Annotated in this window: 23 protein-coding genes; 20 read left to right on the top strand and 3 right to left on the bottom strand. The window is 63.5% G+C overall.

What is annotated here, in order from left to right:
- The first annotated feature begins 23 nt into the window (after positions 1-23).
- The 17 genes from cbiE (at position 24) to IFT98_RS09265 (ending at position 18,522) form a co-directional block, all read left to right on the top strand.
- Positions 24-1,232: a precorrin-6y C5,15-methyltransferase (decarboxylating) subunit CbiE gene (gene cbiE, locus IFT98_RS09345; RefSeq protein ID WP_192048160.1), complete on the top strand. Its 1,209-nt coding sequence runs from the start codon at positions 24-26 to the stop codon at positions 1,230-1,232.
- Positions 1,225-2,322, top strand: coding sequence for a cobalt-precorrin-5B (C(1))-methyltransferase (locus IFT98_RS09340; RefSeq protein WP_192048159.1), 1,098 nt, complete (start codon positions 1,225-1,227; stop codon positions 2,320-2,322). Before cbiE ends, IFT98_RS09340 begins: the two co-directional genes overlap by 8 nt.
- Positions 2,319-3,041 (top strand): cobalt-precorrin-6A reductase, encoded by a 723-nt coding sequence (locus IFT98_RS09335; RefSeq protein ID WP_192048158.1) that lies wholly within the window; start codon positions 2,319-2,321, stop codon positions 3,039-3,041. Before IFT98_RS09340 ends, IFT98_RS09335 begins: the two co-directional genes overlap by 4 nt.
- Positions 3,042-3,224: 183 nt before the next feature.
- Positions 3,225-3,707: a copper chaperone PCu(A)C gene (locus tag IFT98_RS09330; RefSeq protein WP_446730819.1), complete on the top strand. Its 483-nt coding sequence runs from the start codon at positions 3,225-3,227 to the stop codon at positions 3,705-3,707.
- A 4-nt stretch (positions 3,708-3,711) separates the two neighbouring features.
- Positions 3,712-4,146, top strand: coding sequence for a DUF2946 domain-containing protein (locus IFT98_RS09325; protein ID WP_192048157.1), 435 nt, complete (start codon positions 3,712-3,714; stop codon positions 4,144-4,146).
- A gap of 158 nt (positions 4,147-4,304) precedes the next feature.
- Positions 4,305-5,666: a PepSY-associated TM helix domain-containing protein gene (locus tag IFT98_RS09320; RefSeq protein ID WP_244650912.1), complete on the top strand. Its 1,362-nt coding sequence runs from the start codon at positions 4,305-4,307 to the stop codon at positions 5,664-5,666.
- Between the two features lie 329 nt (positions 5,667-5,995).
- Complete coding sequence (gene urtA, locus IFT98_RS09315) at positions 5,996-7,261, top strand: urea ABC transporter substrate-binding protein (RefSeq protein ID WP_192048155.1); 1,266 nt, start codon at positions 5,996-5,998, stop codon at positions 7,259-7,261.
- Between the two features lie 330 nt (positions 7,262-7,591).
- Positions 7,592-9,157 carry an urea ABC transporter permease subunit UrtB gene (gene urtB / locus IFT98_RS09310; protein WP_192048152.1) on the top strand — a complete coding sequence of 522 codons (1,566 nt, stop codon included), beginning with the start codon at positions 7,592-7,594 and terminating at the stop codon, positions 9,155-9,157.
- Positions 9,157-10,236 (top strand): urea ABC transporter permease subunit UrtC, encoded by a 1,080-nt coding sequence (gene urtC / locus IFT98_RS09305; RefSeq protein ID WP_122796493.1) that lies wholly within the window; start codon positions 9,157-9,159, stop codon positions 10,234-10,236. Before urtB ends, urtC begins: the two co-directional genes overlap by 1 nt.
- Positions 10,233-11,093: an urea ABC transporter ATP-binding protein UrtD gene (gene urtD, locus IFT98_RS09300; protein ID WP_192048145.1), complete on the top strand. Its 861-nt coding sequence runs from the start codon at positions 10,233-10,235 to the stop codon at positions 11,091-11,093. Before urtC ends, urtD begins: the two co-directional genes overlap by 4 nt.
- A gap of 64 nt (positions 11,094-11,157) precedes the next feature.
- A complete protein-coding gene (gene urtE / locus IFT98_RS09295) occupies positions 11,158-11,856 on the top strand; it encodes an urea ABC transporter ATP-binding subunit UrtE (RefSeq protein ID WP_122480328.1) in 699 nt (232 codons plus the stop codon).
- A gap of 30 nt (positions 11,857-11,886) precedes the next feature.
- Complete coding sequence (locus IFT98_RS09290) at positions 11,887-12,726, top strand: urease accessory protein UreD (RefSeq protein WP_192048144.1); 840 nt, start codon at positions 11,887-11,889, stop codon at positions 12,724-12,726.
- Between the two features lie 169 nt (positions 12,727-12,895).
- Positions 12,896-13,198 (top strand): urease subunit gamma, encoded by a 303-nt coding sequence (locus IFT98_RS09285; protein ID WP_049861996.1) that lies wholly within the window; start codon positions 12,896-12,898, stop codon positions 13,196-13,198.
- A 9-nt stretch (positions 13,199-13,207) separates the two neighbouring features.
- Entirely contained in the window at positions 13,208-13,726 is a 519-nt protein-coding gene (locus tag IFT98_RS09280) for a GNAT family N-acetyltransferase (protein WP_192048143.1), read from the top strand.
- Between the two features lie 34 nt (positions 13,727-13,760).
- Positions 13,761-14,066, top strand: coding sequence for an urease subunit beta (locus IFT98_RS09275; protein WP_192048142.1), 306 nt, complete (start codon positions 13,761-13,763; stop codon positions 14,064-14,066).
- A 41-nt stretch (positions 14,067-14,107) separates the two neighbouring features.
- Positions 14,108-15,808 (top strand): urease subunit alpha, encoded by a 1,701-nt coding sequence (gene ureC, locus IFT98_RS09270; protein WP_192048141.1) that lies wholly within the window; start codon positions 14,108-14,110, stop codon positions 15,806-15,808.
- Positions 15,809-15,936: 128 nt separating this feature from the next.
- On the top strand, positions 15,937-18,522 hold the full coding sequence (locus IFT98_RS09265) for a membrane-targeted effector domain-containing toxin (RefSeq protein WP_192048140.1): 2,586 nt from the start codon (positions 15,937-15,939) through the stop codon (positions 18,520-18,522).
- A 5-nt stretch (positions 18,523-18,527) separates the two neighbouring features.
- Here the strand turns inward: IFT98_RS09265 and IFT98_RS09260 are convergent, their stop codons facing one another.
- A complete protein-coding gene (locus tag IFT98_RS09260; protein ID WP_192048139.1) occupies positions 18,528-19,499 on the bottom strand; it encodes a DnaJ C-terminal domain-containing protein in 972 nt (323 codons plus the stop codon).
- A gap of 235 nt (positions 19,500-19,734) precedes the next feature.
- On the opposite strand from IFT98_RS09260, the gene IFT98_RS09255 reads away from it, so the two are divergent.
- Positions 19,735-21,006, top strand: coding sequence for an Hsp70 family protein (locus tag IFT98_RS09255; RefSeq protein WP_192048138.1), 1,272 nt, complete (start codon positions 19,735-19,737; stop codon positions 21,004-21,006).
- Between the two features lie 89 nt (positions 21,007-21,095).
- Here IFT98_RS09255 and IFT98_RS09250 read toward each other — a convergent pair whose 3' ends face one another.
- Complete coding sequence (locus IFT98_RS09250) at positions 21,096-22,106, bottom strand: AI-2E family transporter (protein WP_122801427.1); 1,011 nt, start codon at positions 22,104-22,106, stop codon at positions 21,096-21,098.
- 238 nt (positions 22,107-22,344) lie between these two features.
- Between IFT98_RS09250 and osmE the strand changes: the two genes are divergently transcribed.
- Positions 22,345-22,692: an osmotically-inducible lipoprotein OsmE gene (gene osmE, locus IFT98_RS09245; protein WP_122480337.1), complete on the top strand. Its 348-nt coding sequence runs from the start codon at positions 22,345-22,347 to the stop codon at positions 22,690-22,692.
- Positions 22,693-22,861: 169 nt separating this feature from the next.
- Positions 22,862-23,401: a ferritin-like domain-containing protein gene (locus IFT98_RS09240; RefSeq protein WP_122714645.1), complete on the top strand. Its 540-nt coding sequence runs from the start codon at positions 22,862-22,864 to the stop codon at positions 23,399-23,401.
- A gap of 333 nt (positions 23,402-23,734) precedes the next feature.
- Here IFT98_RS09240 and IFT98_RS09235 read toward each other — a convergent pair whose 3' ends face one another.
- The gene (locus IFT98_RS09235) at positions 23,735-25,807 is read right to left on the bottom strand and encodes an AsmA family protein (RefSeq protein WP_192048137.1); all 2,073 of its coding nucleotides are present in this window, start codon (positions 25,805-25,807) and stop codon (positions 23,735-23,737) included.
- Between the last annotated feature and the right edge of the window lie 222 nt (positions 25,808-26,029).

The raw sequence follows: 26,029 nt of genomic DNA, 5'->3' as shown, positions 1-26,029 counted from the left end.
ATAGCTTTGTATGAGGGATATTCATGTCGGCCTGGCTGACCCTGGTAGGTATCGGTGAAGACGGATTTGCGGGCCTGGGCAAACAGGCGCGACGTGCATTGTTGAGCGCGCGGCGCATCGTCGGCTCGCCCCGCCAGCTCGAACTGCTGCCGCGCTGCGTCGTCGGTACCCGCGTTGCCTGGCCCAGCCCGTTCAGCCTCGATGCAGTACTGTCCGAGCCCGGCGAGGCGGTCTGCGTGCTGGCCAGTGGTGATCCGATGCTCTATGGCGTCGGCGCCAGCCTGGCGCGGCAAGTCCCGGCAGCGCAGATGCACGTGCTGCCCTCGCCGTCTTCCTACTCACTGGCCGCCGCGCGTCTGGGCTGGCCATTGCAGGACGTGATGACCCTGTCGGTGGTCGCCCGTCCGGTCGCGGCGCTGGCCGTGCACTTGTACAGCGGCCAGCGCTTGCTGGTGTTGAGCAACGATGGGGCAAGCCCGCAAGCCGTTGCGCAGTTACTGCGCGAGCGCGGCTTCGGCCCCAGCCGCATGACCGTGCTCGAGCACCTGGGGGGGGCCGGCGAACGTCGTATCGACGGTACCGCCAACGATGACTTCAGCGAGATCGCCGCACTCAACCTGATCGCCATCGAATGCCAGGCAAGCCCGGACGCCCCGCGGCTGTCCCCCCTGGCCGGCTTGCCCGACACTGCCTTTCGCCACGATGGCCAGTTGACCAAGCGCGATATTCGCGCGGTGACCCTGGCTCGTCTGGCACCCCAGCCAGGCGAGCTGCTGTGGGACGTCGGTGCCGGCTGTGGCTCGATCGGCATCGAATGGATGCGCGCCCACCGCAGTTGCCGGGCCATCGCGGTCGAATCCGACGAAGGCAGGCAAGCCTTGATCGAACACAACCGTGACGCTCTCGGCGTGCCGGGTCTGCAGCTGGTGAGCGGTCGGGCGCCGCAGGCCCTGGCCGGGCTGGCCATGCCTGACGCGATCTTCATTGGCGGCGGCGTTACCCGCGAGAACGTGCTGACCGACTGCTGGGCGGCGCTGAAACCCGGCGGCCGTCTGGTGGCCAACGCGGTCACGCTGCAAAGCGAAGTGGCGCTGGTGCAGTGGCGCGAGCGCCACGGTGGCGAACTGACCCGGCTGCACATTGCCCAGGCCTGTCCGTTGGGCGAGTTCGACACCTGGCGCCAAGCGCTGCCGATCACCCTGCTCGACGCGGTCAAGCCTCTCGATGCGTGAAGAAACAGCGGAGCAGCCGGCGCCACTGCGCAGCGGCCTGACCACTGGCAGCTGCGCCACGGCCACCAGTCTGGCCGCCGCAAGGCTGTTGCTCGGCGGTGGAGCCAGCGATGCGGTGCATATCGTGCTGCCCAAGGGCAAGCAGGTGTCGATGCGTTTGGAGTTCTGCCGGCTGAATGCCGAGGGCGCTGAAGCGGGTACCTTCAAGGACGGCGGCGATGACCCGGACGTAACCCACGGCGCGCTGCTGTACACCCGGGTGCGCCTGCTCGATGAGCCTGGCATCCGCTTTTTGGCCGGTGATGGCGTGGGCACGGTCACCCGACCGGGGCTGGTGCTGGGCGTCGGTGAACCGGCGATCAATCCGGTGCCGCGGCGGATGATCAGCGAGCATCTGGCGCGCTTGGCCGAGGAACAGGGCTACGGCGGCGGCTTCGAGGTCACTGTCAATGTCGAGAACGGCGCCGGCCTGGCGCTCAAGACCATGAACCCGCGCCTGGGCATCCTCGGCGGGCTGTCGATCCTGGGCACCAGCGGCATCGTGCGGCCGTTCTCGTGCGCCGCCTACATCGCCTCCATTCATCAAGGCATCGATGTGGCGACCACCAACGGCTACCTGCACATCGCCGCGTGCACCGGCAATGCCAGCGAGGACACCATGCGCCAGGTCTACGCATTACCCGAGATCGCCCTGATCGAGATGGGCGACTTCGTCGGCGCGGTACTCAAGCACCTGCGCAAGGTGCCGGTGGACAAACTCAGCCTGTGTGGCGGTTTCGGCAAGATCAGCAAGCTGGCGGCGGGGCACATGGACCTGCACAGCCGGCATTCGAGCATCGACCTGACGCAATTGGCGGGCTGGGCGCGCGACATCGGCGCGAACAGCGACCTGCAAGCGCGGATCTGCGCGGCCAATACCAGCCAGCAAGCGCTGGCCCTGGCGCATGCCGAGGGCGTGAAGCTGGGCGATGAGGTCTGCCGCCATGCCTGGCGCTTCGCCTGCAGCGTGGTGCCTGATCAGGTTCAGGTGGAGGTGTTCGCGATCGACCGCCAAGGTGGCATCGTCGGCTGGGCGGGGACGAAGCCATGAAGCGCATTCTGCTGCTCGGTGGCGTGACCGAGGCCTTGGCGATCGCACGGACCTTGGGGCCTGAGCATGTCTACAGCCTGGCGGGCGTCGGTCGTGTGCCGACCGATCTGCGTTGTCAGGTGCGTGTCGGTGGGTATGGCGGGGCTGAAGGGCTGGCAGCCTACATTCGTGACGAGGGCATTACCCTGCTGGTGGACGCGACTCATCCCTATGCGGCGCAGATCAGCGCCAATGCTGCGAAGGCAGCGGGCCTGGCCGGCATCGCGTGCTGGGCCTTGCGCCGTCCGGCCTGGGCGCCTGGGGCGGGTGACGACTGGAGAGAGGTAGTCGACTGGGCTGAACTGGTGCAGGCGCTGGCACCGTTTCAGCGACCGCTGTTTACCCTGGGTCGCGAACCTCTGCAGCACCTGCACGAGATCCCCCCGCATCAGCATTGGACCCTGCGGGCGCTGGACCCCTACCCAGGCACGGCGCAATGCGAGGTCATCGGCGCCCGTGGTCCTTTCTGTCTGGACGACGAGCGCGCCTTGTTTGCCAGCCGCCGGATTGACGTGCTGATCAGCAAGAACAGCGGCAGCGGCGCCACCGAACCCAAGCTGCAGGTGGCGCGGGAGTTGGGGTTGCCGGTGTTGGTGCTCAAGCGCCCGACGCTGCCCGCGGTGGATCGCATGTTCATGGATGCGGCTTCATTGCAGGTGCAGATGAATCGCGGTGCCTGATGACGCGGCTTGCGCCGCTGCTACAGAGCATTGCGGTGCCTGATGATGCGGCTCGCGCGGTGCATCAGATTTATTGCGGTTACCGCCGATGCGACTTGCGCGGTGGACCAGATTTATTGCGGATGCCGCCGATGCGGCTTGCGCCGCTGCTACAATGGCGGCTTTCGTACCGGGGTGTCTGCGATGAAAAGATTCTGGTCTGCCTGTGTGCTCATGCTGCTTGCTGCGGCCGCACAGGGCGACGTCCGTCAATACAAAGCGGGTGACCTGCTCATCGTCGAACCCTGGTCCCAGGAACTGCCACCCGGCTCGCCGACAGCGGCGGTGTACTTCGAGCTGCGCAACCGCGGGCTCGACGACGACACGCTGACCAGCGTCGACACGCCCATCGCCGGCGAGGCGCAGCTGCATCAACACATCAACCAGGACGGCATGATGAAGATGCAGCAGGTGCAGGGCGTGACCATTCCGGCCAGCGGCCATGCAGTGTTCGCGCCCATGGCATTTCATGTGATGCTGCTGGATCTCAAACTGAGCAGTCCATTGCAGACGGGCCAGCATTTTCCCGTGACGCTGCACTTCGCCAAGGCAGGTGATTTCGTTGTGCAAGTGCAGGTACTCAAGCAGGCGCCCGCGCAGGATGAGGCCGCCGAGCATGCGCATTGACTGAATGAACGCGCTGAGCGCCAAGCGCCCTCCTTCCACGCCGTCTGCCAAGGCGCGCGCCAGCTGGATCAGCCTGTTCGCGATGCTGATGATGTTCATCGGCCCGCTGATTTCCCAGTCCATGCCGATGGACCACCGGATGTCCAGTGTGGTGCTGGACAGCGCCGTGCCCGTCATGGACATGCCCGCCATGGACCACCAGGCTCATGGCGAGCATCACGGCAGCGCCGCGAGCGGCAGCGACCTGCACGTGCTGATGGAAAAGTGCGGTTACTGCAGCCTGTTCTTCCATTGCCCGGCGCTGCCTCAGGCGCTGGCCATTGCGGGGGCGAATGCGCAGCGCCCGCACAGTGTCTTCATGGCCGAGCCCCGCGCGGGGCATGCGACACAAGCCGTGTTCCTCGGCGCACGCACGCGTGCACCGCCTTCGTTGGTTTGAGCTTCAACACCAGACCTACATAAGCTTGTGTGCTGTCAACGCGGGCCTCTTCGCGGGTAAGGCTCGCTCCCACGCGGGGGCGTGGTTGACCTGTGGAAGGGGACGGACAGCGCATGGGTCACTGTCGAGAACACGAAAAGTCGGAACACGTCTTGCCCATGAAAACCTCTTTCTACAACCTTGCCTGGCGTTGGCATTTCTACGCCGGGCTGTTCGTCGCGCCGTTCATGATCCTGCTGGCGCTGACTGGAATCATCTACCTGTTCAAGCCACAGCTGGACCCCTGGATGTACCGCGACCTGCTCACGGTGCCGGTGGCCGAACAGCGCCTGAGCGCCGATGAGTTGCTGTTGCGAACCCACAACGCCTACCCACGTGGCGCCATCGGCCAGTACCTGCCGCCCAGCACCGCCGAGCGCAGTGCCCAGTTCGTGGTGCATGCCGATGGCCGCGAACTGAATGTGTTCGTCAACCCCTATACCGGCGAGTTGCTGGGCGAGCAGGATGCCAAGTGGAACCTGCAGGCCGTGGCCAGGGCGTTGCACGGCGAATTGATGGTTGGCACGGTCGGCGACCGGCTGATCGAGCTCGCCGCCGGCTGGGGCATCGTGCTGGTGATCTCCGGCCTGTACCTGTGGTGGCCGCGCGGCACTGCGGCCAGCGGCGTGCTCTGGCCGCGCTGGCGCAGCCGCGGTCGAGCGTTTTGGCGCGACGTCCATGCGGCGGTGGGTTTCTGGGGTGCGGCGTTGTTGCTGGTCATGCTGCTCAGCGGCATGACCTGGACCGGTTTCTGGGGCAAGCAATATGCCCAGCTGTGGAACCAGTTTCCCGCCGCCATGTGGAACGACATGCCCACCTCCGATGAGCAGGCTGGCAGGCTCAACCAGGCCCACCGGCAGACCGTGCCATGGGCCATGGAACACACACCGATGCCGCAGTCCGGCGGCGCGCACGCCGAACACATGGCCCATGGCGAGCACGCGCAGGCCTCGGCGGCGCCGCAGATCAGCCTGCAGAGCGTGGTCGACACCGCCACACGTTTGCAGGTGGAACCCGGCTACAGTATTACCCTGCCAACCACCGCGAGCGGCGTGTTCACCGTGGCGGTATTCGCCGACGATCCGCGCAACGACGCGACCTTGCACATCGATCAGTACAGCGGTCGGGTTCTGGCCGACGTGCGCTGGGCACAGTACGGCCTGGTCGCCCGAGCTACCGAAACCGGCGTGATGCTGCACGAAGGCAAGATGTTCGGCCTGGTCAATCAGATCATCGTGCTGCTGGTTTGCCTGATGATCCTGCTCAGTTCGGTCAGCGGCCTGGTGATCTGGTGGAAGCGCCGGCCTCAGGGGAAGCTTGGGGTACCGCCACTGCGCCATGATCTGCCGCGATGGAAGGTGGCGGTCGGGGTGATGGGTGCGGTAGGCGTGTTGTTTCCGTTGGTGGGTGTGTCGCTGTTGCTGATCTGGGCCGTGGACCAGATGGTGGTCCGCCTGCGGCCGTCGATCGAAGCGATCTGAGTCATCCAGCTGTATCTGTGGTGCGACCGGACGCGGCTCGCACCGCTGCTACAGGGAATTCGCGGTCCCCGTAGCAGCGGCGCAAGCCGCGTCAGCGGCGCACGCGATCTGCCTGACCGACCACGCACGAAGTCAGGTGCACCAATACCACTCAAGCCTGCGCACCATCCTGCCGGTCGAGCACCAGCACGGTGCGCGCCGCTGCGTTGCCTCGCCGCAACCGGCTCGTATTGCGCCCCTGCGCGACTCCGGCACACCCCTTGCAATACTCCAGCGAGAAGTCCCCACCTGCCGCACCGGAACAACATTCCGTACATGGAGATTGCACAATGAAGCGTCGCAGCTTGATCAAGGCGTTCACCCTTTCCGCATCGATCGCTGCCATGGGTTTGTCCTGGACGATCCAGGCTGCCGAGACCATCAAGGTCGGCATCCTGCACTCGTTGTCCGGCACCATGGCCATCTCGGAGACTTCGCTGAAAGACATGGCCTTGATGACCATCGACCAGATCAACGCCAAGGGTGGCGTCAATGGCAAGATGCTCGAGGCGGTGGTGGTGGACCCGGCGTCCAACTGGCCGTTGTTTGCCGAGAAAGCCCGTCAGTTGATCACCCAGGACAAGGTGGCGGTGGTCTTTGGCTGCTGGACGTCGGTGTCGCGCAAGTCGGTGCTGCCGGTCTTCGAAGAACTCAATGGCCTGCTCTTCTACCCCGTGCAGTACGAGGGTGAAGAGATGTCGCCGAACGTGTTCTACACAGGTGCCGCGCCCAACCAGCAGGCGATCCCGGCGGTCGAATACCTCATGAGCGAAGACGGCGGCGCGGCCAAGCGCTACTTCCTGCTGGGCACCGATTACGTCTACCCACGCACCACCAACAAGATTCTGCGCGCCTTCCTGCACTCCAAGGGCGTGGCCGACAAGGACATCGAAGAGGTCTACACCCCGTTCGGTCATTCGGACTACCAGACCATCGTTTCCAACATCAAGAAATTCTCCGCCGGCGGCAAGACTGCGGTCATCTCCACCGTCAACGGCGACTCCAACGTGCCGTTCTACAAGGAACTGGCCAACCAGGGCCTGAAGGCCACCGACGTACCAGTGGTGGCGTTCTCGGTGGGCGAGGAAGAACTGCGCGGCATCGACACCAAGCCGCTGGTAGGCAACCTGGCGGCATGGAACTACTTCCAGTCGGTGGAGAACAAGGAAAACACCAAGTTCGTTGCTGACTGGAAAGCCTACGCCAAGGCCAAGAACCTGCCGAATGCGGGCACCGTGGTCACCAATGACCCGATGGAAGCGACCTACGTGGGCATCAACATGTGGGCACAGGCCGCCAACCAGGCCAAATCCACCGACGTGGACAAGGTGCGTGAGGCCATGGCCGGGCAGACCTTCGCCGCGCCGTCGGGTTACACCCTGACCATGGACAAGACCAACCACCACCTGCACAAGCCGGTGATGATCGGCGAGATCGAAGACAACGGTCAGTTCAACGTGGTGTGGCAGACCAAGGAGCCGATCCGCGCCCAGCCATGGAGCCCGTACATTCTTGGCAACGACAAGAAGCCGGATCATGCGGTGAAGAGCAACTGATCCACATGGCTTCGAAGGGGCTGCGCGGTGCGTCAGACAGACCGCGGTGCGCTTTTCGCGGCCGATGACCGCTCCCACAGGTTTGCCGGTGTTGCCTTTGTGGGAGCGGTCTGTGGCCGCGAAGGGCTATCGCGGTACATCTGGTAGACCGCGGTGCTCTTTTCGCGGCCGATGACCGCTCCCACAGGTTTGCCGGTGTTGCCTTTGTGGGAGCGGTCTGTGGCCGCGAAGGGCTATCGCGGTGCATCTGGTAGACCGCGGTGCTCTTTTCGCGGCCGATGACCGCTCCCACAGGGGGGCGGGTGTTGCCTTCAATTCCAAGGACTTGCAATGTCCCTATTCAGATTCCTTCTCGCTGTCGTTCTGCTCTTGCCCATGATGGCCAGCGCCAACGATGCCAGCGATTTCACCAGCGCCTCATCCGCCGAGCAGGTTCGCCTGCTGGAAGCCTGGGCTGCGCAGCCCGAGCCGTCGCGTTTGGCGCTGCTGACCGCCCTTCAGGATGGCCGAGTGGCAGCCGATGCCGGGAAAAAACCGTTCATCGAAACCAATGGCCAGATGACAGCGGCCGACGGCACCGCCGCAGCCGTGGAACCGCTGCGCAAGTTGCGCCTGAACAATCGCCTGCGCGGCCTGGTGGAAACCGCCCTGGCCAGCCACCAACTGCTGAGCACCGACGCTCGGGTGCGCTTGGCCGCCGCGCAGCAACTGCAACGCTCGGCGCAGCCCAACCAGCTGCCCTTGCTCGACCGGCAGACTGCCGGTGAACAGGACCAGACGGTGAAAACCGCCTTGACCCTGGCCCTGGCCAATCTGCAACTGGTCGATCCCGAACCCACCGTGCGTCTGGCTGCGGTACGCCTGCTGGGTGAAACCGGCGAGCCACTGGCGCGCACCCGCCTGGAAAATCTGCTGGCGCCCGGTGTCGAGACGGACGCCGCCGTGCGCACCGCTGCCAAGACCAGCCTGGTTCAAGTGAAGCGCAAACTGATGATCGGCGACATCCTGGGCCAGGCCTTCAGCGGCATGTCTTTGGGTTCGATCCTGCTGCTGGCCGCCCTGGGCCTGGCAATCACCTTCGGCCTGCTTGGCGTGATAAACATGGCCCACGGCGAGATGCTCATGCTCGGTGCCTACTCCACCTACGTCGTGCAGATGCTGGTCCAGCGCCTGGCGCCGGGCGCCATCGAGTACTACCCGTTGATCGCCCTGCCCGTGGCCTTCTTCGTCACCGCTGTGATCGGCATGGTGTTGGAACGCACCGTCATCCGCCACCTGTACGGACGCCCCCTGGAAACCCTGCTGGCGACCTGGGGTATCAGCCTGATGCTGATCCAGGCGATTCGCCTGATCTTCGGTGCGCAGAACGTGGAAGTGGCCAACCCGGCCTGGCTCTCCGGCGGCTGGCAGGTGCTGCCCAACCTGGTGCTGCCGTACAACCGCATCGTCATCATCGCTTTCGCCTTGTCCGTGGTGGTGCTGACCTGGCTGCTGCTGAACAAGACCCGCCTGGGCCTGAACGTGCGCGCCGTGACCCAGAACCGCAACATGGCCGCCTGCTGCGGTGTGCCCACCGGCCGGGTCGACATGCTCGCCTTCGGCCTGGGCTCGGGCATCGCCGGCCTGGGTGGTGTGGCGCTGAGCCAGATCGGCAACGTCGGCCCCGACCTGGGGCAAAGCTACATCATCGACTCGTTTCTGGTGGTGGTGCTCGGCGGCGTCGGCCAACTGGCCGGTAGCGTGTCCGCCGCGTTCGGCCTGGGCATCGCCAACAAGATCCTGGAACCGCAGATCGGTGCGGTGCTCGGCAAGATCCTGATCCTCGCGCTGATCATTCTGTTCATCCAGAAACGTCCGCAAGGCCTCTTCGCACTGAAAGGACGGGTGATCGACTGATGAACCAGCCATTGATGCTCACTGCTGCGCAGAAAGCCGGGCCGAAAGTGACCCTCGCCATCGGCGTGGTGATCCTGTCGATCCTCATCGCCCTGCCGCTGCTGTCACTGCTGCCGGCCAGCAACGGCTTGCAGGTCTCGGCCTACACCCTGACCTTGGTCGGCAAGATCCTCTGCTATGCCATCGTCGCCCTGGCACTGGACCTGGTCTGGGGCTACGCCGGCCTGTTGTCGCTGGGCCACGGGCTGTTCTTCGCCCTTGGCGGCTATGCCATGGGCATGTACCTGATGCGTGAGGCGGCCGGCGATGGCTTGCCGGCGTTCATGACGTTTCTCTCGTGGACCGAGCTGCCCTGGTTCTGGGTCGGGACCGAGCACTTCCTCTGGGCCATGTGCCTGGCGGTACTGGCTCCAGGCTTGCTGGCACTGGTGTTCGGTTTCTTCGCCTTCCGTTCGCGGATCAAGGGCGTGTACTTCTCGATCATGACCCAGGCGCTGACGTTCGCCGGCATGCTGCTGTTCTTCCGCAACGAGACGGGTTTTGGCGGCAACAACGGCTTCACCAACTTCCGTAGCATCCTGGGCTTCAGCATCACCTCCCAGGGCACCCGTGCCGTGCTGTTCCTGCTCACCGTGGCGCTGTTGGTGCTCAGCCTTTATGTAGGCTGGCGCCTGGCCCGCAGCAAGTTCGGCCGGGTGCTGACCGCACTGCGCGACGCCGAGAACCGCTTGATGTTCTGTGGTTACGACCCGCGCGGTTTCAAGCTGTTCGTCTGGGTGCTCAGCGCAGTGCTGTGCGGCCTCGCCGGGGCGCTGTACGTGCCGCAGGTGGGCATCATCAACCCCAGCGAGATGTCGCCGACCAACTCCATCGAGGCCGCCGTCTGGGTGGCCCTGGGCGGACGCGGCACGCTCATCGGGCCGCTGCTGGGTGCCGGCATCGTCAATGGCATGAAGAGCTGGTTCACCGTGGCATTTCCTGAATACTGGCTGTTCTTCCTTGGTGCGCTGTTCATCATCGTGACCTTGTACCTGCCCAAGGGCGTGATCGGCCTGTTGAAAAAGAGGGGTGAACAATGAGAATCACCGCAACCGCCGAGTTCATGCTCGAACCCGTGCTGGATCCCAACAGCGACGCCGGGACCAGCCGTGATGCCATTGGCCTGGGCCAGGCCAGCGGACCGGGGCTCAACACCCGCCACGGGACCATCCTGACGTTGGAGGACATCAGCGTCAGCTTCGACGGCTTCAAGGCGTTGAACGACCTCAATCTTTACATCGGCGTGGGCGAGCTGCGCTGCATCATCGGCCCCAACGGTGCCGGCAAGACCACCCTGATGGACGTGATCACCGGCAAGACCCGGCCCACCACGGGCAAGGCCTGGTTCGGCGAAACTCTGGACCTGACCCACATGAGCGAGGTGCAGATCGCCCAGGCCGGCATCGGCCGCAAGTTCCAGAAGCCGACCGTGTTCGAGGCCTTGAGCGTTTTCGAGAATCTGGAGTTGGCGCAGAAGACCGACAAGTCGGTCTGGGCCAGCCTGCGTGCGCGGCTGACGGGCGAGCAGCGCGACCGCATTGCCGAGGTGCTGGAGACGATCCGCCTGAGCGCGTCGGTCGATCGCCCGGCCGGCCTGCTGTCCCATGGCCAGAAGCAGTTTCTGGAAATCGGCATGCTGCTGGTGCAGGACCCCCAGCTGTTGCTGCTCGATGAGCCGGTGGCGGGCATGACCGATGCCGAAACCGAGTTCACCGCCGAACTGTTCAAGACCCTGGCCGGCAAGCATTCATTGATGGTGGTGGAGCACGACATGGGCTTCGTCGGCTCGATTGCCGACCATGTGACGGTGCTGCACCAGGGCAGCGTGCTGGCCGAGGGTTCGCTTGAGGCGGTGCAGGCCGATGAGCGGGTGATCGAGGTTTATCTGGGGCGTTGAGGTCCGTTCGCGGCCACTGACCGCGAGAGGCCCGCCCGGACATTGCAAGAACAAGGACAAAACCATGCTCCAAGTCGACCAGCTTCACCAATACTACGGCGGCAGCCACATCCTGCGCGGCCTCTCGTTCGCCGTGAACATCGGCGAAGTGACCTGCCTGCTGGGGCGCAACGGCGTCGGCAAGACCACCCTGCTCAAGTGCCTGATGGGCTTGATCCCGGCCAAGCAAGGCAGCGTGGCCTGGGAAGGCAAACCGATCACCGCTTTCAAGCCACACCAGCGGGTGCATGCCGGCATCGCCTATGTGCCGCAGGGTCGCGAGATTTTCGGCCGCCTGACGGTCGAGGAAAACCTGCTGATGGGGCTTTCACGCTTTCCCGGCAGTGAGGCTCGCGAAGTGCCGGCGTTCATCTACGAACTGTTTCCGGTGCTGCTGCAGATGAAGCACCGCCGCGGTGGCGACCTCTCTGGCGGCCAACAGCAGCAGCTGGCAATCGGGCGGGCGCTGGCCAGCCGGCCGCGGCTGCTCATCCTCGACGAGCCCACCGAAGGCATCCAGCCCTCGGTGATCAAGGAAATCGGTGCCGTGATCAAGCAGCTGGCCGCGCGCGGCGACATGGCCATCTTGCTGGTCGAGCAGTTCTATGACTTCGCCGCCGAACTGGCCGATCAGTATCTGGTCATGTCGCGCGGTGAAATCGTTCAGCAGGGTCGAGGTGAAAACATGGAATCGGAGGGTGTACGCGGCCTGGTAACCATTTAATCTGCCGCGACCCGAACAAGAATGAAGGTCATGAATCTACCCGTCACTTCCATGCCCTACACGCCCAGCTGGCACGCCCGGCTGGAGCTGGGGTACGCGCGGTTCGGCGACAGCACGCGCCCGACCCTGCGCCGCCATTTCGGCCCATTGCGGGTGCAGAAGCACCTCTATGCCGAAGGGCCCGAGGTGTGCCAGCACATCATTGTGCATCCGCCTGGCGGCATCGCCGGGGGCGATCGGCTGGACATCAGTGCCCGGGTCGATGCCAACGCCTGGGCGCAACTGACCACGCCCGGCGCCGCAAAGTGGTACCGCGCCAACAGCCCTGCCTATCAAAGCACCGAATTGCATGTGGCCGCGGGCGCTACTCTGGAGTGGCTGCCCCAGGAGACCATCGTCTACAGTGCCGCCCAGGCCGAACTGGATACCCGTATTCACCTGCAAGGTGATGCCCGGCTGCTCTACTGGGACATCGTCGCCGTGGGACGCCCGGCGGCGGCCGAGCGTTTCGACCAGGGGCATTTTCAGTCGCGCCTGGAAATTCGCCGCGACGGCGAGCTGCTGTGGCATGAACGCCAGCGCATCATCGGTAACGATGGCTTGCTCGACTCGGCCGTGGGCCTGGATGGCCAGCCGGTGTTCGCCACCTTGCTGGTGACCGGCGAGGTCGACCCCGCCCTGCTTGAACGCTGCCGGGCACTGCCGACGCGCGTACGCGGCGACCTGAGCCAGTTGCCGGGGTTGCTGGTGGCACGCTGCCTGGCCGACGAGGCGCTGCATGCGCGCGACTGGCTGATCGAACTGTGGACGCTGCTGCGCCCGGCCGTGCTCGGCCGCGAAGCGCTGGCGCCGCGGATCTGGAGCACCTGATTGAATCTGCCAGCCCGTTCGCGGCCGCTGACCGCTCCCACAGGCGATCTGCCGGATACCTGCTTGCGGCGGCCGGCCACGCCCACAGGCGATCTGCCGGGTAGCTGCAGGAGCGGCCAGTGGCCGCGAAGAAGCCCTCACTGCCAACCCATATTCTGAAGGAACACCCATGGACCTGACACCCCGCGAAAAAGACAAGATGCTCATCTTCACCGCCGGCCTGGTAGCCGAGCGCCGTCTGGCCCGTGGCCTCAAGCTGAACTACCCGGAAGCCATGGCGCTGATCTCCGCGGCCCTGCTCGAAGGCGCCCGCGACGGCCAGACGGTCGCGCAATTGATGCACTACGGCACCACCCTGCTCAGCCGCGAACAGGTCATGGAAGGTATTCCGGAAATGATCCCGGAGATCCAGGTGGAAGCCACGTTTCCCGACGGCACCAAACTGGTCACCGTCCATCAACCCATCGCCTGAGGCACGGCCATGATTCGTGATGCAAGCGAGCACGATTTGCCAGGGATCTGCGCGATCTACAACGATGCAGTGCTCAACACCACGGCGATCTGGAACGAGAAGCCGGTTGACCTGGCCAACCGTCAGGCGTGGTTCGAGGCGCGCCAGGCGCAGGGTTATCCAATCCTGGTCGTCGAGGAACGGGGCGAGGTCACCGGCTACGCATCCTTCGGCGACTGGCGACCTTTCGAAGGCTTTCGCTACAGCGTCGAGCACTCGGTGTACGTGCGCAACGACCAGCGCGGCAAAGGTCTCGGCGCGCGGCTGATGCAGACGCTCATCGAGCGTGCTCGCGAGAGCGGCAAATACGTCATGGTGGCCGCCATCGAAAGCGGCAATCAGGCATCGATCCACTTGCACGAACGCCTGGGCTTCGTCACCACCGGGCAGATGCCGCAGGTAGGCATCAAGTTCGGCCGCTGGCTGGACCTGACCTTCATGCAACTGGCGCTGCAGCCGGGCGCCGAGCCGCCCCGGGCCTCGGCTTGAAACGTTGTCTTTCTTCGCTTCGAGGAGCTATTTCATGATTCCTGGCCAATACCGGATCCAGCCTGGCGACATCGAGCTCAACGTCGGCCGGCGCACCCTCAGCCTGACCGTGGCCAACAGCGGCGATCGGCCCATTCAGGTGGGGTCGCACTATCACTTCTTCGAAACCAACGACGCCCTGCATTTCGACCGTGCGGCGACGCGGGGCATGCGCCTGAACATTCCCGCTGGAACCGCCGTGCGTTTCGAACCGGGCCAGAGTCGCGAAGTGGAACTGGTGGACCTCGCCGGCCTGCGCCGGGTGTATGGCTTCGCCGGGCGCATCATGGGTGACCTCTGATCCCACAGGGTCCACACACAACTGAATTCCAGGGCATACCGATGAAGATTTCCAGACAAGCCTACGCCGACATGTTCGGCCCGACCGTCGGTGACAAGGTCCGCCTGGCCGATACCGACCTGTGGATCGAAGTGGAAAAAGACTTCACCACCTACGGCGAAGAAGTGAAATTCGGCGGCGGCAAGGTCATCCGCGATGGCATGGGCCAGGGCCAGCTGCTGGCCGCCGAAGTAGTCGACACGCTGATCACCAACGCCCTGATCATCGATCACTGGGGCATCGTCAAGGCCGACGTCGGCCTCAAGAACGGGCGCATCGCGGCGATCGGCAAGGCCGGCAACCCCGACATCCAGCCTGACGTGACCATCGCCATCGGCGCCAGCACCGAGGTCATCGCCGGCGAAGGCATGATCCTCACCGCGGGCGGCATCGACACCCACATCCACTTCATCTGCCCGCAGCAGATCGAAGAGGCGCTGATGAGCGGCGTCACCACCATGATCGGCGGCGGCACCGGGCCGGCCACCGGCACCAATGCGACCACCTGCACCTCGGGGCCGTGGCACATGGCGCGCATGCTCCAGGCCGCCGATGCGTTCGCCATGAACATCGGCTTCACCGGCAAGGGCAACGCCAGCCTGCCCGAGCCGCTGATAGAGCAGGTCAAGGCCGGGGCCATCGGTCTAAAGCTGCACGAAGACTGGGGCACTACCCCGGCAGCCATCGACAATTGCCTGAGCGTGGCCGATCAATACGACGTGCAGGTTGCGATCCACACCGACACCCTCAACGAGTCGGGCTTCGTCGAGACCACTCTGGCCGCCTTCAAGGGCCGCACCATCCACACCTACCATACCGAAGGCGCCGGCGGCGGCCACGCCCCGGACATCATCAAGGCCTGCGGCTTCGCCAATGTGCTGCCCAGCTCGACCAACCCGACCCGTCCGTTCACCCGCAACACCATCGACGAACACCTCGACATGCTCATGGTCTGCCACCATCTGGACCCCAGCATCGCCGAAGACGTGGCCTTCGCTGAAAGCCGCATTCGGCGCGAAACCATCGCCGCCGAGGACATCCTGCACGATCTCGGCGCGTTCTCCATGATCAGTTCCGACAGCCAGGCCATGGGCCGGGTCGGCGAGGTAATCACACGCACCTGGCAGACCGCCGACAAGATGAAGAAACAGCGCGGTGCACTGGCCGAGGATGCCGAGGGCAACGACAACTTCCGCGCCAAACGCTACATCGCCAAGTACACCATCAACCCCGCGATCACCCACGGCATCAGCCATGAAGTGGGTTCGATCGAGGTCGGCAAATGGGCGGACCTGGTGCTCTGGCGACCGGCGTTCTTCGGCGTCAAGCCGACCTTGATCCTCAAGGGTGGTGCCATCGCCGCCAGCCTCATGGGCGACGCCAACGCTTCGATCCCGACGCCGCAACCGGTCCACTACCGGCCCATGTTCGCCAGCTTCGGCGGTTCGCGTCACGCCACCAGCCTGACCTTCATCAGCCAGGCCGCGCTGGACGCAGGCGTGCCCGAGCAATTGGGCTTGAAAAAGCAGATCGCGGTGGTCAAGGGCTGTCGCTCGGTGCAAAAGACCGACCTGGTCCACAACGGCTACCTGCCTGACATCGACGTCGACCCGCAGACCTACCAGGTCAAGGCCGATGGCGTGCTGCTGTGGTGCGAGCCGGCGGATGTGCTGCCCATGGCGCAGCGCTATTTTCTGTTTTGAGAAGACCTTCCCGAAAACGCAGTCGTGAAATCGAGGTCATGATTTGCGCACAGGCGGCCTATCTATATAGGCCGTAGTCCCCCGACGGTTTTTCTATGGTGCAGCTCCATCGATCCAGGAGCTACACCATGACCGGCGCCACCCCGCTATCGGCTGAAAACGTCAGCCTCATCGCCAACCGCTACTACGAAAACTTCCCCGACCTGCGCGAGTGCGCGCGAGACTGGGGCATCAAGCTGCTCAAGTTCCATACCACGCTGGACCTGGACCCGGACACCGTCTATTGGCACGACTTCGACAACGCCCAGAACAGCCCTCGCGCGTTTACCGGACAACAACACATCGGCAAGCCCAAGGAAACGCTGACCGTTACCGAGTTGGTGCTGCGCCGGTTCAACACGTTCTATCAAGTGAACTTCGACCTGCTCGATCAGATGTCCGGGTTCTATACCGTCCAGCAAGCCGGGATCTACAACGACACGAACGAAGTGCCACTGGCGCCTTCGCAGATCATGAAGGAATTCTGGGCAACGGATTTCTCGACCCACTATCAGAAGCGCCTGGACATCTTCCTGCGCGACTACGCCGATGACGGTCGGGTACTGATCAAGATCCTGTTCTTCAGTTTCGTCTGGAACGCCTACAACAGCGGTGCACTGAGCAACAAGGAGCTCAGACTGGTGTTCGATGCGTTCGCCGGGCCGGTTGCAGGCCCGCCCACCCTGGAGGACCTGAAGCGGCTGCACAAGACCCGTACCCTGACCACGATCAAGAGCTTCACCCTGGGTGACCTGACATCGTTCGACATATTGCGCATCACCACCGGTCAGGGGCCGGAAATCCTCTACATGCCGGCAGGCTGGTTCAGAACCTTTCACAACGAACAGCAGATGTACCAGTGGGTTGCCGAGACAGCTGCGCAAGAGCAGGGGCGTGAACGCCTCATCGCCCATTTCGATACACCGGGCGAATCGGTGGTGCCGCCGCGCACACTGTTGCTGGCAACGTTGGAGCGCATACGCACCACGCCGTGGGAGGCCGGACAGCGCTTGCTCAACGGCGTCGCCGTGACCATCGAAGAGGATGTATTCGCGTTCCTCTTCAACACGGTTCGCACGCGTTTGAAACTCGACGCCAAACTCTTGTTGAACAGCAATCGTGAGCTGCGCAAGGAATTGTTTCTGGTCGATCTGGAGGCGTTCATGCGGATCGTCACGCCCATGGCGCCGGGCGATCCGTTGGTAGCGCTGGTGGCCGTGGCGGCAGGGTCGATCGCTTTTGGCAGCCACCTGGCGAAAGCTGTGCACGGATCTTCGCAGAAAGTACGTCAGGCAGCCTTCAGGGCGGCAATCCTGGATGCGCTGAACATCCTCATGGACATGCCACTGTTGCGCGGCGTGGGTGAGGAAGCCATCGGCGAACTGGGCAACTTCGAGGAACTGGGCGCCGCGCTCGATCTGGATACAGCGGACCTGAGTGCGACAGACCTGGCTCAGATCGACCGCGTGATTCCCGGTGGCTCACCACTGGACCTCATCGCAACGGGTGAAGACCTGACCGGATTGCTGGAGGGCACCGGCATCTATCAAGGCGTGTTCACTACGCCCGAGGGCCAGCACTACATTCGCCTGGAGGGCAAGGTCTTTCAGGTCAGCTACATCACCACGCTGGAGCGCTGGGTGATCGTCGATCCAATCGCCCCCGAACAGATCACCGGCAGCTACCCTGTGCAGCGAAGCTGGAAAGGTCACTGGGAGCTGTTCACGGTGACTGCCCCCGAGACCGTGGCCGCAAGCACCGATGCGCTGGCTGCGTTCGACACGGCGCCAGACTTTCGCGACATTACCGCCATGCTGATCAAACCCGATGCGCAGCAGTTGATGACCGGGCCGATCGACAGCGTGCTGCGCACCGGGCGCTCACAGTTGATCGCGCTGCGCAGGGCCTTGGGCGACGAAGCCGAAGCCTTCTTCCTCACCTCGACCCCGCAGCAGAGCCCACGCTTGCCGAAGGTGAGCAGCACCATGACGCCCAAGGAATTTTTCACTCAGGTGTATGCCAGCAATACCGGGTTGGTGGTCAATGAATCCAGGAATGCCGTTGGCAGCTGTCAGCTGCTGATCAAGTACATGTCCACGCTCAAGGCGCAGCAGGTCAAGACGCTGTACGTGCAAGGCTTGCTCAAGGATCTGCACCAGGACCTGCTCGACCGGTTCCAGAGGACGGGAACACTGGGTCGCGATCTGGAAAAGACCCTACGCGACCTGCACAACCGTGGCACTACCCTGGACAGCGGCCGCTACACCCTGCGCCAGGTATTGGTGGAAGCGCGGCGCCAGGGCATCAGCATCAAGGCACTGGACTGCGCCGCCAGCCTGTCGACCGACGGCCTGAACAACCCTGCACCGCATCTGCAGCAACGCCTGCGCGTCTACTATGCGTACAAGCGGATCGAGATGCTGCAGAATCTCAAACCCGATGAAAAGTGGCTGGCGCTGACCGATCAGACCATCGCCAACCACTATAGCCGCACCCCTGGGCTGGCCAACCTGACCGGTACTCCCAGCTTGCGGGTCAGCGTAGTGGACAGCGAACAACCGCTGCGTTTCGGTCTCGACCCGGGCGAAGTGCTCACGCCCGGCCTCATACCGATTCGCGGCGACATCAGCCTGAAGATGCCTTCGGGCGGCCGACGTGGCGGTACCGAGGCCTAGCGATATCAGCGTCCCCAGTTCTCGCGCGGGTCGAATTCGGCGTGTTTGGCCAGGGCCGCCCAGGCCGCCTTGGTCGCCTCGTCAGCCTGTGCGGGCATCACTACCTTCAACTGCGCGAACAGATCGCCTCGTCCGCCGAGCTTGTTCTTCAAACCCATGCCCTTGACCCGCAGGCGCTGGCCGTTCTGGCTGTCCGGGCGGATCGTCAGGTTGATCCGCCCGGTCAGCGTAGGCACCGCGACCTTGGTGCCCAACGCCACTTCCCAAGGCGCCAGCGGCACCTGGATGATGAGGTCGGGGGCGTCCACCTCGAACAAGGGGTGAGCCGCCAGGCGCAGGGTCAGGAACAGATCGCCGCTGGCACCGCCCGCTACACCCGGCGCGCCTTGGCCCTTGAGACGAATGCGTTCGCCGTCGGCAACCCCGGCGGGGATCTTCACGTTGAGATTCTTGACCACATCGGTCAGACGCTGACCGCCGGCATTGTATTGCGGCACCTTGAAGCTGATCTTCTTCGACTCTTCGGCCAGGGTTTCCTCCAGCGATATCGTCAGCTCCATTTCCACATCCTGACCTTTGCGTGCAGCGCTGCGCTGCTGGCCGCCACGGCCGAACGGGTTGCCACCGGGCTCACCACGACCGCCGCCGTTACCGAAAATGGTGCTGAAGAAGTCGGAGAAATCGCCGGCGTTCTCTTCGTGGAAACCACCGCCGCCGCGACTCTGCCACCCTGGCGGGCCCTGGAACGGGCGACCATGCTGGCCATACTTGCGCAGCTCGTCGTATTCGGCGCGCTTGTCGGCATTGCTCAGCGCCTCATAGGCTTCGCTGGCCTCCTTGAACTTGTCCTCGGCGTCCTTTTCCTTGCTGACGTCGGGGTGATATTTGCGCGCCAGCTTGCGGTAGGCGGTCTTGATCGCCTTTTCGTCCGCCGTCGGCTCGACGCCCAGAATCTTGTAATAGTCTTTGAAATCCATCTAAGCATCACCATCAATGAGCGAATGCGCGCCGCCCGCGCCTACTGGTCGGACTCGGCAACGCATGGGAAGTTTATCGGCTGCAGGCCACTGGATGTGAACAGTGGGTTGTACAGCACGGTCGATGGCTAGAAGGTTGGGGCCACTGGCGCACTTTCAAGGCAGTCGCAGGCCTTGATTCTGTACGCAACTGGCATACACTGCGCGGCCGTTTTTTGAACAGACCCGCCTCGCCATGAAAAACGCATCCCCGGCCCGCGCCTGCGGCATCGACTTCGGTACTTCCAACTCCACCGTCGGCTGGCACCGCCCGGGCAGCGAGACACTGATCGTACTGGAAGACGGCAAGATCACCCTGCCCTCGGTGATCTTCTTCAACTTCGAGGAGCGGCGTCCAGTGTACGGGCGCCTGGCGCTGCACGAATATCTGGAAGGCTACGAAGGCCGCCTGATGCGCTCGCTCAAGAGTCTGTTGGGCTCCAAGCTGATCAAGCACGACACCAGTGTGCTCGGCACGGCGATGCCGTTCAAGGACCTGCTGGGCCTGTTCATCGGCGAGCTGAAGCACCGCGCCGAGGCCAACGCCGGGCGTGAATTCGACCAGGTCGTGCTGGGGCGACCAGTGCATTTCGTCGACGACGACGCGGCCGCCGACCAGGAAGCCGAAGACACCCTGGCCGAGGTGGCGAAAAAGATCGGCTTCAAGGACGTGTCCTTCCAGTTCGAGCCGATTGCCGCGGCTTTCGACTACGAGTCCACCATCGAGCGTGAGGAGCTGGTGCTGATCGTCGACATCGGCGGAGGTACCTCCGACTTTTCCCTGGTGCGCCTGGCCCCTGAGCGGCGTGCGCTGGACAACCGCGTGGACGACATTCTGGCCACCGGTGGCGTGCACATTGGCGGCACCGACTTCGACAAGCAGCTCAGCCTGCAGGGCGTGATGCCGCTGTTCGGCTACGGCAGCCGGATGAAGAGCGGCGCCTTCATGCCTACCAGCCACCACATGAACCTGGCGACCTGGCACACCATCAACTCGGTGTACCTGCAGAAGGCGCAACTGGCCCTGGCCAGCATGCGCTACGACATCCAGGACACCGACGGTATCGACCGCCTGTTCAAGCTGATCGAGCAGAAAGCCGGACACTGGCTGGCGATGGAAGTCGAGGAAACCAAGATCCAGCTCACCGAAGCAGCCGGTCGCCACTTGCCGCTGGATCGCATCGAGCCCGGACTGAGCGTGGAGCTGAGCCGAGCATTGTTCGAAAGCGCCATCGATGGCCTGCTCGAGCGCGTGCGTGGCAGTGTGTCGGAGTTGCTGAATCGGGCAGGCGTGGGCGTGGAGCAGGTCGACACGGTGTTCTTCACCGGCGGTTCCAGCGGCATCCCGGCCTTGCGCCACGGCGTGGCGGCCATGCTGCCCAATGCGCGGCACGTGGAAGGCAATATCTTCGGCAGCATCGGCAGCGGCCTGGCCATCGAGGCCCGCAAGCGCTACGGCACCGAGTAAGGCAGGTCCGGCCTCTTCGCGGGCACAGGGCTCGCCCACAGGAGCGGGCCGGGCGGCGAGCCCTCTGCCCGAGAAGAGGCCAGTAAGCCCTACACCAACTGCGCCTGTCTCAACTCACTTTTCAGATAGGCATAATAGATCGGCCCCGCCACCACCCCGGGCAGTCCGAACGCTGCCTCGAATATCAGCATGGCCAGCAGCAGCTCCCATGACTTGGCACTGATCTGCCCGCCCACGATCCGCGCATTGAGGAAGTACTCGACCTTGTGGATCAATATCAGATAGCCCAGCGCTGCAATCGCCACCCAGATCGACAGCGACAATCCGACGATGGTGATCAAGGTGTTCGAGATCAGATTGCCGATTACCGGCAACAACCCGAGCAGGAAGGTCAGCACGATGAGGGTTTTGGTGAGCGGCAGCTTGATCCCGCACAGCGGCAACACCACGGCCAGGAAAATGGCGGTGAAGAAGGTGTTCAGCAGCGAAATCTTGATCTGCGCGAAAACGATGTTGCGAAAGGCCCGCACCAACAGCGCCAGGCGATCGAACAATGCCGCCGCCAGTGGTTTGCGCTGTCCGGGATCAGGAATGGTCTGCAGCGCGATGATGGCTCCCAGCACCATGCCGATCAGCAGGGTCACGAACATGTGCGCCGCATCCTTGCCCACCAGTTGCAGATCGCTCAGGTGCTTGCTCAACCAGCCGCTGATGGCCACGCGAAACTCGGCGGCACTGGCCGGCAGGTAGGCGTCGATGAAAGGCGGCAACTGGCCGCGGGCGCGGTCCACCACGCCCATGAACTTGTTCAGTGAAGCGCCGGGGTTTTCCGCTTCGTGCAGGATGAAACTGATGACGCCGGCGAACAGCAGCGCCAGGCTGCTGACCACCAAGGTGCCCAGCAGCGCCACTGCCACCCACCGTGCACGCCGCCCCGCAATCAGGCGTTCCAGTTGCGGCGTGAGCATGTTGACCAGTTCGAATACCAGCAGGCCGGCCAGCAAGCTCGGCAGCAGGCGCATCGGCAAGACCAGCAGAAGGCCGCCGAACACCAGAATCCAGCTGGCGATCAGCACTTGACGCGAAGAAAACATGGGCATAAAGCCTCAGAAGCGAGCGATTCGAAAGGACAGGCAGTCTGCCAGCGTTGCGAGCGAAGGGCCAGTAGGCGGACGCATGCCGATCCGTGGCTAAATTGCGTCATTTGTTTTCCATCGCAGCCAGTCTCCATGCGCTCTGCAGACGCTTTGCTGGCTGAAAGATTTCAGAACTATCGCGCGGTCGATGCGCTCCAAGCATCACGGGGCCACTCACGGCCCATCGAAGGAGCGACTCCCCATGTACAAGCAATCTTTGGCAGCACTCTTTGCCGTGGCCGCGCTGGCTGGCTGTTCATCGAACACCACCGTGCAGAACCCGGTGGACTTCGTGACCTACCGTGACGCGCCACTGGTCAAGCAGGTCGAGAAAGGCATGACCATGCAGCAGGTTCTGGCCATCGGCGGCACGCCTTCGACCGTCGTTGCCGGCACTGCCAACTCCATGTACGGCACCTGCAACAACTACATCCTGACCCGTGAAGGCCATCAGCAGCCTTACTACGTGAGTTTCGACAGTTCGGGACATGTTGCCACCAAGGGCTTCATGACCTGCGAGCAACGCAAGCTCAACGAAACCGCGCCGTAATCCTGCCTCAGGCGGCTGACGAAAGGCCCTCCCCAGGCCATTTGTAATAAAACTTTTCGTCGCCGCCGCGACTCACAACTGTGTAGCGAGACCTATGTACCGATCCCGCCGGGCCCCGAATTCGGGGCAACAGAGCGCGACGGCCAAAACCGTATAGCTGGAGACAACCATGATCGACCTCGAAACTTCCCAACTGACATCGGTAGCAGAACTGCGCGCCCGCGCGCGCCAGCACGTCGAGAACGGCGCGGTCACCGAAGGTTACGATGCCGATCGCGAAGAGATCATCAAGCTGCTCAACAGCTCGCTGGCGACCGAGCTGGTGTGCGTGCTGCGCTACAAGCGCCACTACTTCATGGCCAACGGCCTGAAGGCGAGCATCGCAGCCGATGAATTCAAGGAACACGCCGAGCAGGAAGCCGAGCACGCCGACAAGTTGGCCGAACGTATCGTGCAGCTGGGTGGCGAGCCGGAATTCAACCCCGACCTGTTGACCAAGAATTCCCACGCCCAGTACGTTGCCGGCAACAGCTTGAAAGAGATGGTCTACGAAGACCTGGTGGCCGAGCGGATCGCGATCGACAGCTACCGCGAGATCATTCAGTACATCGGCGACAAGGACCCGACCACTCGCCGTATCTTCGAAGACATCCTGGCCCAGGAAGAAGAACACGCCGATGACATGGCGGACATCTACGGCGCGCTGTAACAGCCTGCCGCAGGTCCCAAGCCAGAACTTCGGTTCTGGCTTTTTTGTGCCTGACGGCCGCGTCAGACCAGACGTGTTTCAACTGATACACCGCGGGGCCCGTTTCGCGGCCGATGACCGCTCCTACAGGAGTACCGCAAGCCCCTGTGGGAGTGGTCCGTGGCCGCGAAGGGCGCGACTCGATTCACCTGATACACCGCAGGGCCCATTCGCGGCCGATGACCGCTCCTACAGGAGTACCGCAACCCCATGCAGGAGCGGTCCGTGGCCGCGAAGGGCGCGACTTGGTTCAACCGGCGCGCCGCAGCGCTCGGGAGCACCCCTCGAACCGTCTCAGGAAGCAGGCACGGTCTTGGGTGCCTTGCCCGACTTCATCTGCTCCAGCAAAGGCGTGCACTGGTTCGGCTCGCCGCCGCTGGGCGCGACCAGCGCCAGCAGGCCCGCCGCAGGCCCGATGGTAGCGCCCAATGCGACCATGCCTGCACCGCGTAGCAACAAAGGCACTGCCTGCACCCCGGCATTGGGCTTGGCGAACGGGCCGCGGACATACAACGGCGAGCGCAGCGACAGCAGGCGGAAGCCCTTCGACTCCGGCGAGATCTTCAGATCCAGTTGTTCCTGTTTGAAATTCACCGTGCCGTCGACGTAGATGATCGCGTTCTCGGTATCGAAAACGAACAGGTCGGTGCTGGCCAGCCCGTTCTTGATGCCCAGCGAGGCCGCCGCGCAATTGATCTCCACTTCCTTGTCGCCGAAGATCTTGCCGACCAGGTAATTACCGACGTTGAGTCCGGCAATTTCCATCAGGTCCCGGCTCACGGCACCATCATTGACCAGCATCTTCAGATTACCGTCCGCTGAACCCAGCAACGCCGCCACCGAGTTGCCGGTGCCGGTGATGTCCGCATCGCCGTTGAGCTGGCCGAAACTGGTACGCATGGGCTCGAACGTGGGAAACAGCTGCTTGAGCTGGAACCCGCGCGCGGTCAATTTGGCACGACCCTGCAAGGGCGTAGTGCGGCCGTTCAGCGAAATCTGCGCATCGAGCTTGCCACCGGCCACACCGAAGCGCAGAGGTTCCAGGCGCAGGTTGCCGTCATTGAGCACCACATGGGTGTAGAGATCGGTGAATGGCAGTTCTTCGCTGTGGACGATCTTGCGTCCGGTGAATTCGACATCGGCGTCCATGGCACGCCAGCGGTCGGTCTTGAACTCTTCGACGGGCAGCACCTTGCCAGTGGGCTGCTTGCTGGCCCCGCCCCGAGCTTTCTGCTCGGTATTGGAATCGGCGCCGATCAAAGGCTTGAGGTCGGCGAACAGCAACTGGTTGGACACCAGAGCGCCGCTCAGCTTGGGCCTTGGCTGACTGGCGACGAAGCCCAGATCACCATGAATGTCGCTGTTGCCGATCTTGCCGTTGAAGCCTTCATAGCGAAACGACGCACCGCCGGGCTCGTGCAGTTTGACCAGCAAGTGCCCATCGGTTTCGTAGGCGGGAGAATCCGGCAGGGTCACGCCAGTCAGCGGGTACAGGTTGCCTAGGCTGCTGCCACTCAGGCGCAGGCGCAGATCCAGGGCGCCGAGATTGCGCGGGTCGGTCAGGGTACCGGCCACTGCCGCACGGGTATCGGCAATGCGCAGGTCGACCTGCACGGGAAACGGTCGCGTCGCATCCTGCAGCGCCAGCAGCCCGCCGATCTTGCCTGAACCCGACAGCGGCAGGTCTTTGTAGCGGCCATCGACCTTGAAGCCGAAGGCATAGTCCTGTGCACTGGCGCCCTGGTCAGCGACTTTCTTCGCCGCACTGCTGCCGACGATATCGCTGAATGCAATGGGCTTGCCCAGTGGGTCGATCAACACCTTGACCGAGGTCTTGAGTGTCTGGTCGTCGAAAGCCACCACGCCTTTGTCGAAGCCTATGGCACCGATGTCCATGACCCATTTGGAAGGCTCGGCATTGGGGTCTTTTTCGTCGAACTTAAAGGTCCAGTTGGCGCGCCCATCTGCCAAGCGCTGCAGGGCAACGTCGGGGCCGGTCAGGTCGATACGCGGTATGACCACCCGCTGAGCCAGCAGCGGCAGGGGCGAGAGGCGAAACTCGACCTTCTGCAGGCTCGCCATCTGGGGTTTCTGCGACCAGTCGGGATTGCCCAGAGTGATGTCTTGCGCGACGAAGCGCGGCCACGGCACCCAGGCACGCCAGCCGCCCTCATCCGTTTCACGCTGCCAGTGCACAGCAAGGTCGCCATTGATGGCGAAGGGCCGATGCAGGGCTTCGGATACTTTTTCGTTGAGCGTGGGCTTGATTCGATTCCAATCGAAGGTGGCGATCACCACCACCAATATCACCAGCAGGACCAACAGGCTGCCCAGGGTCCAGGCGATGATTTTACGTGGGCGCGTCATTGCGGGCTCCTTGAGACTGCGTGCTCCCGCGAGCACAGAGGTTGCTACCTAACAAGGGTAGGACTGATAAACGCCTCGAGGGTTTAGTTTTTGGGTTTTTCGAGCCCGGACGCGAGCCGCTTCAACGGCGGATGCGGTGTGCCTGAACCCGGACGCAGCTTGCGCCGCCGCTACAGGGATCGCGGTCTGCCCCCTGTAGCAGCGGCGCGAGCCGCGTCGGCG

The organism is Pseudomonas sp. CFBP 8770 (assembly GCF_014841705.1).
GTDB lineage: Bacteria > Pseudomonadota > Gammaproteobacteria > Pseudomonadales > Pseudomonadaceae > Aquipseudomonas.
Note: the sequence above shows the minus strand (reverse complement) of the source record. Positions and strands in the feature narration are given on the sequence as shown.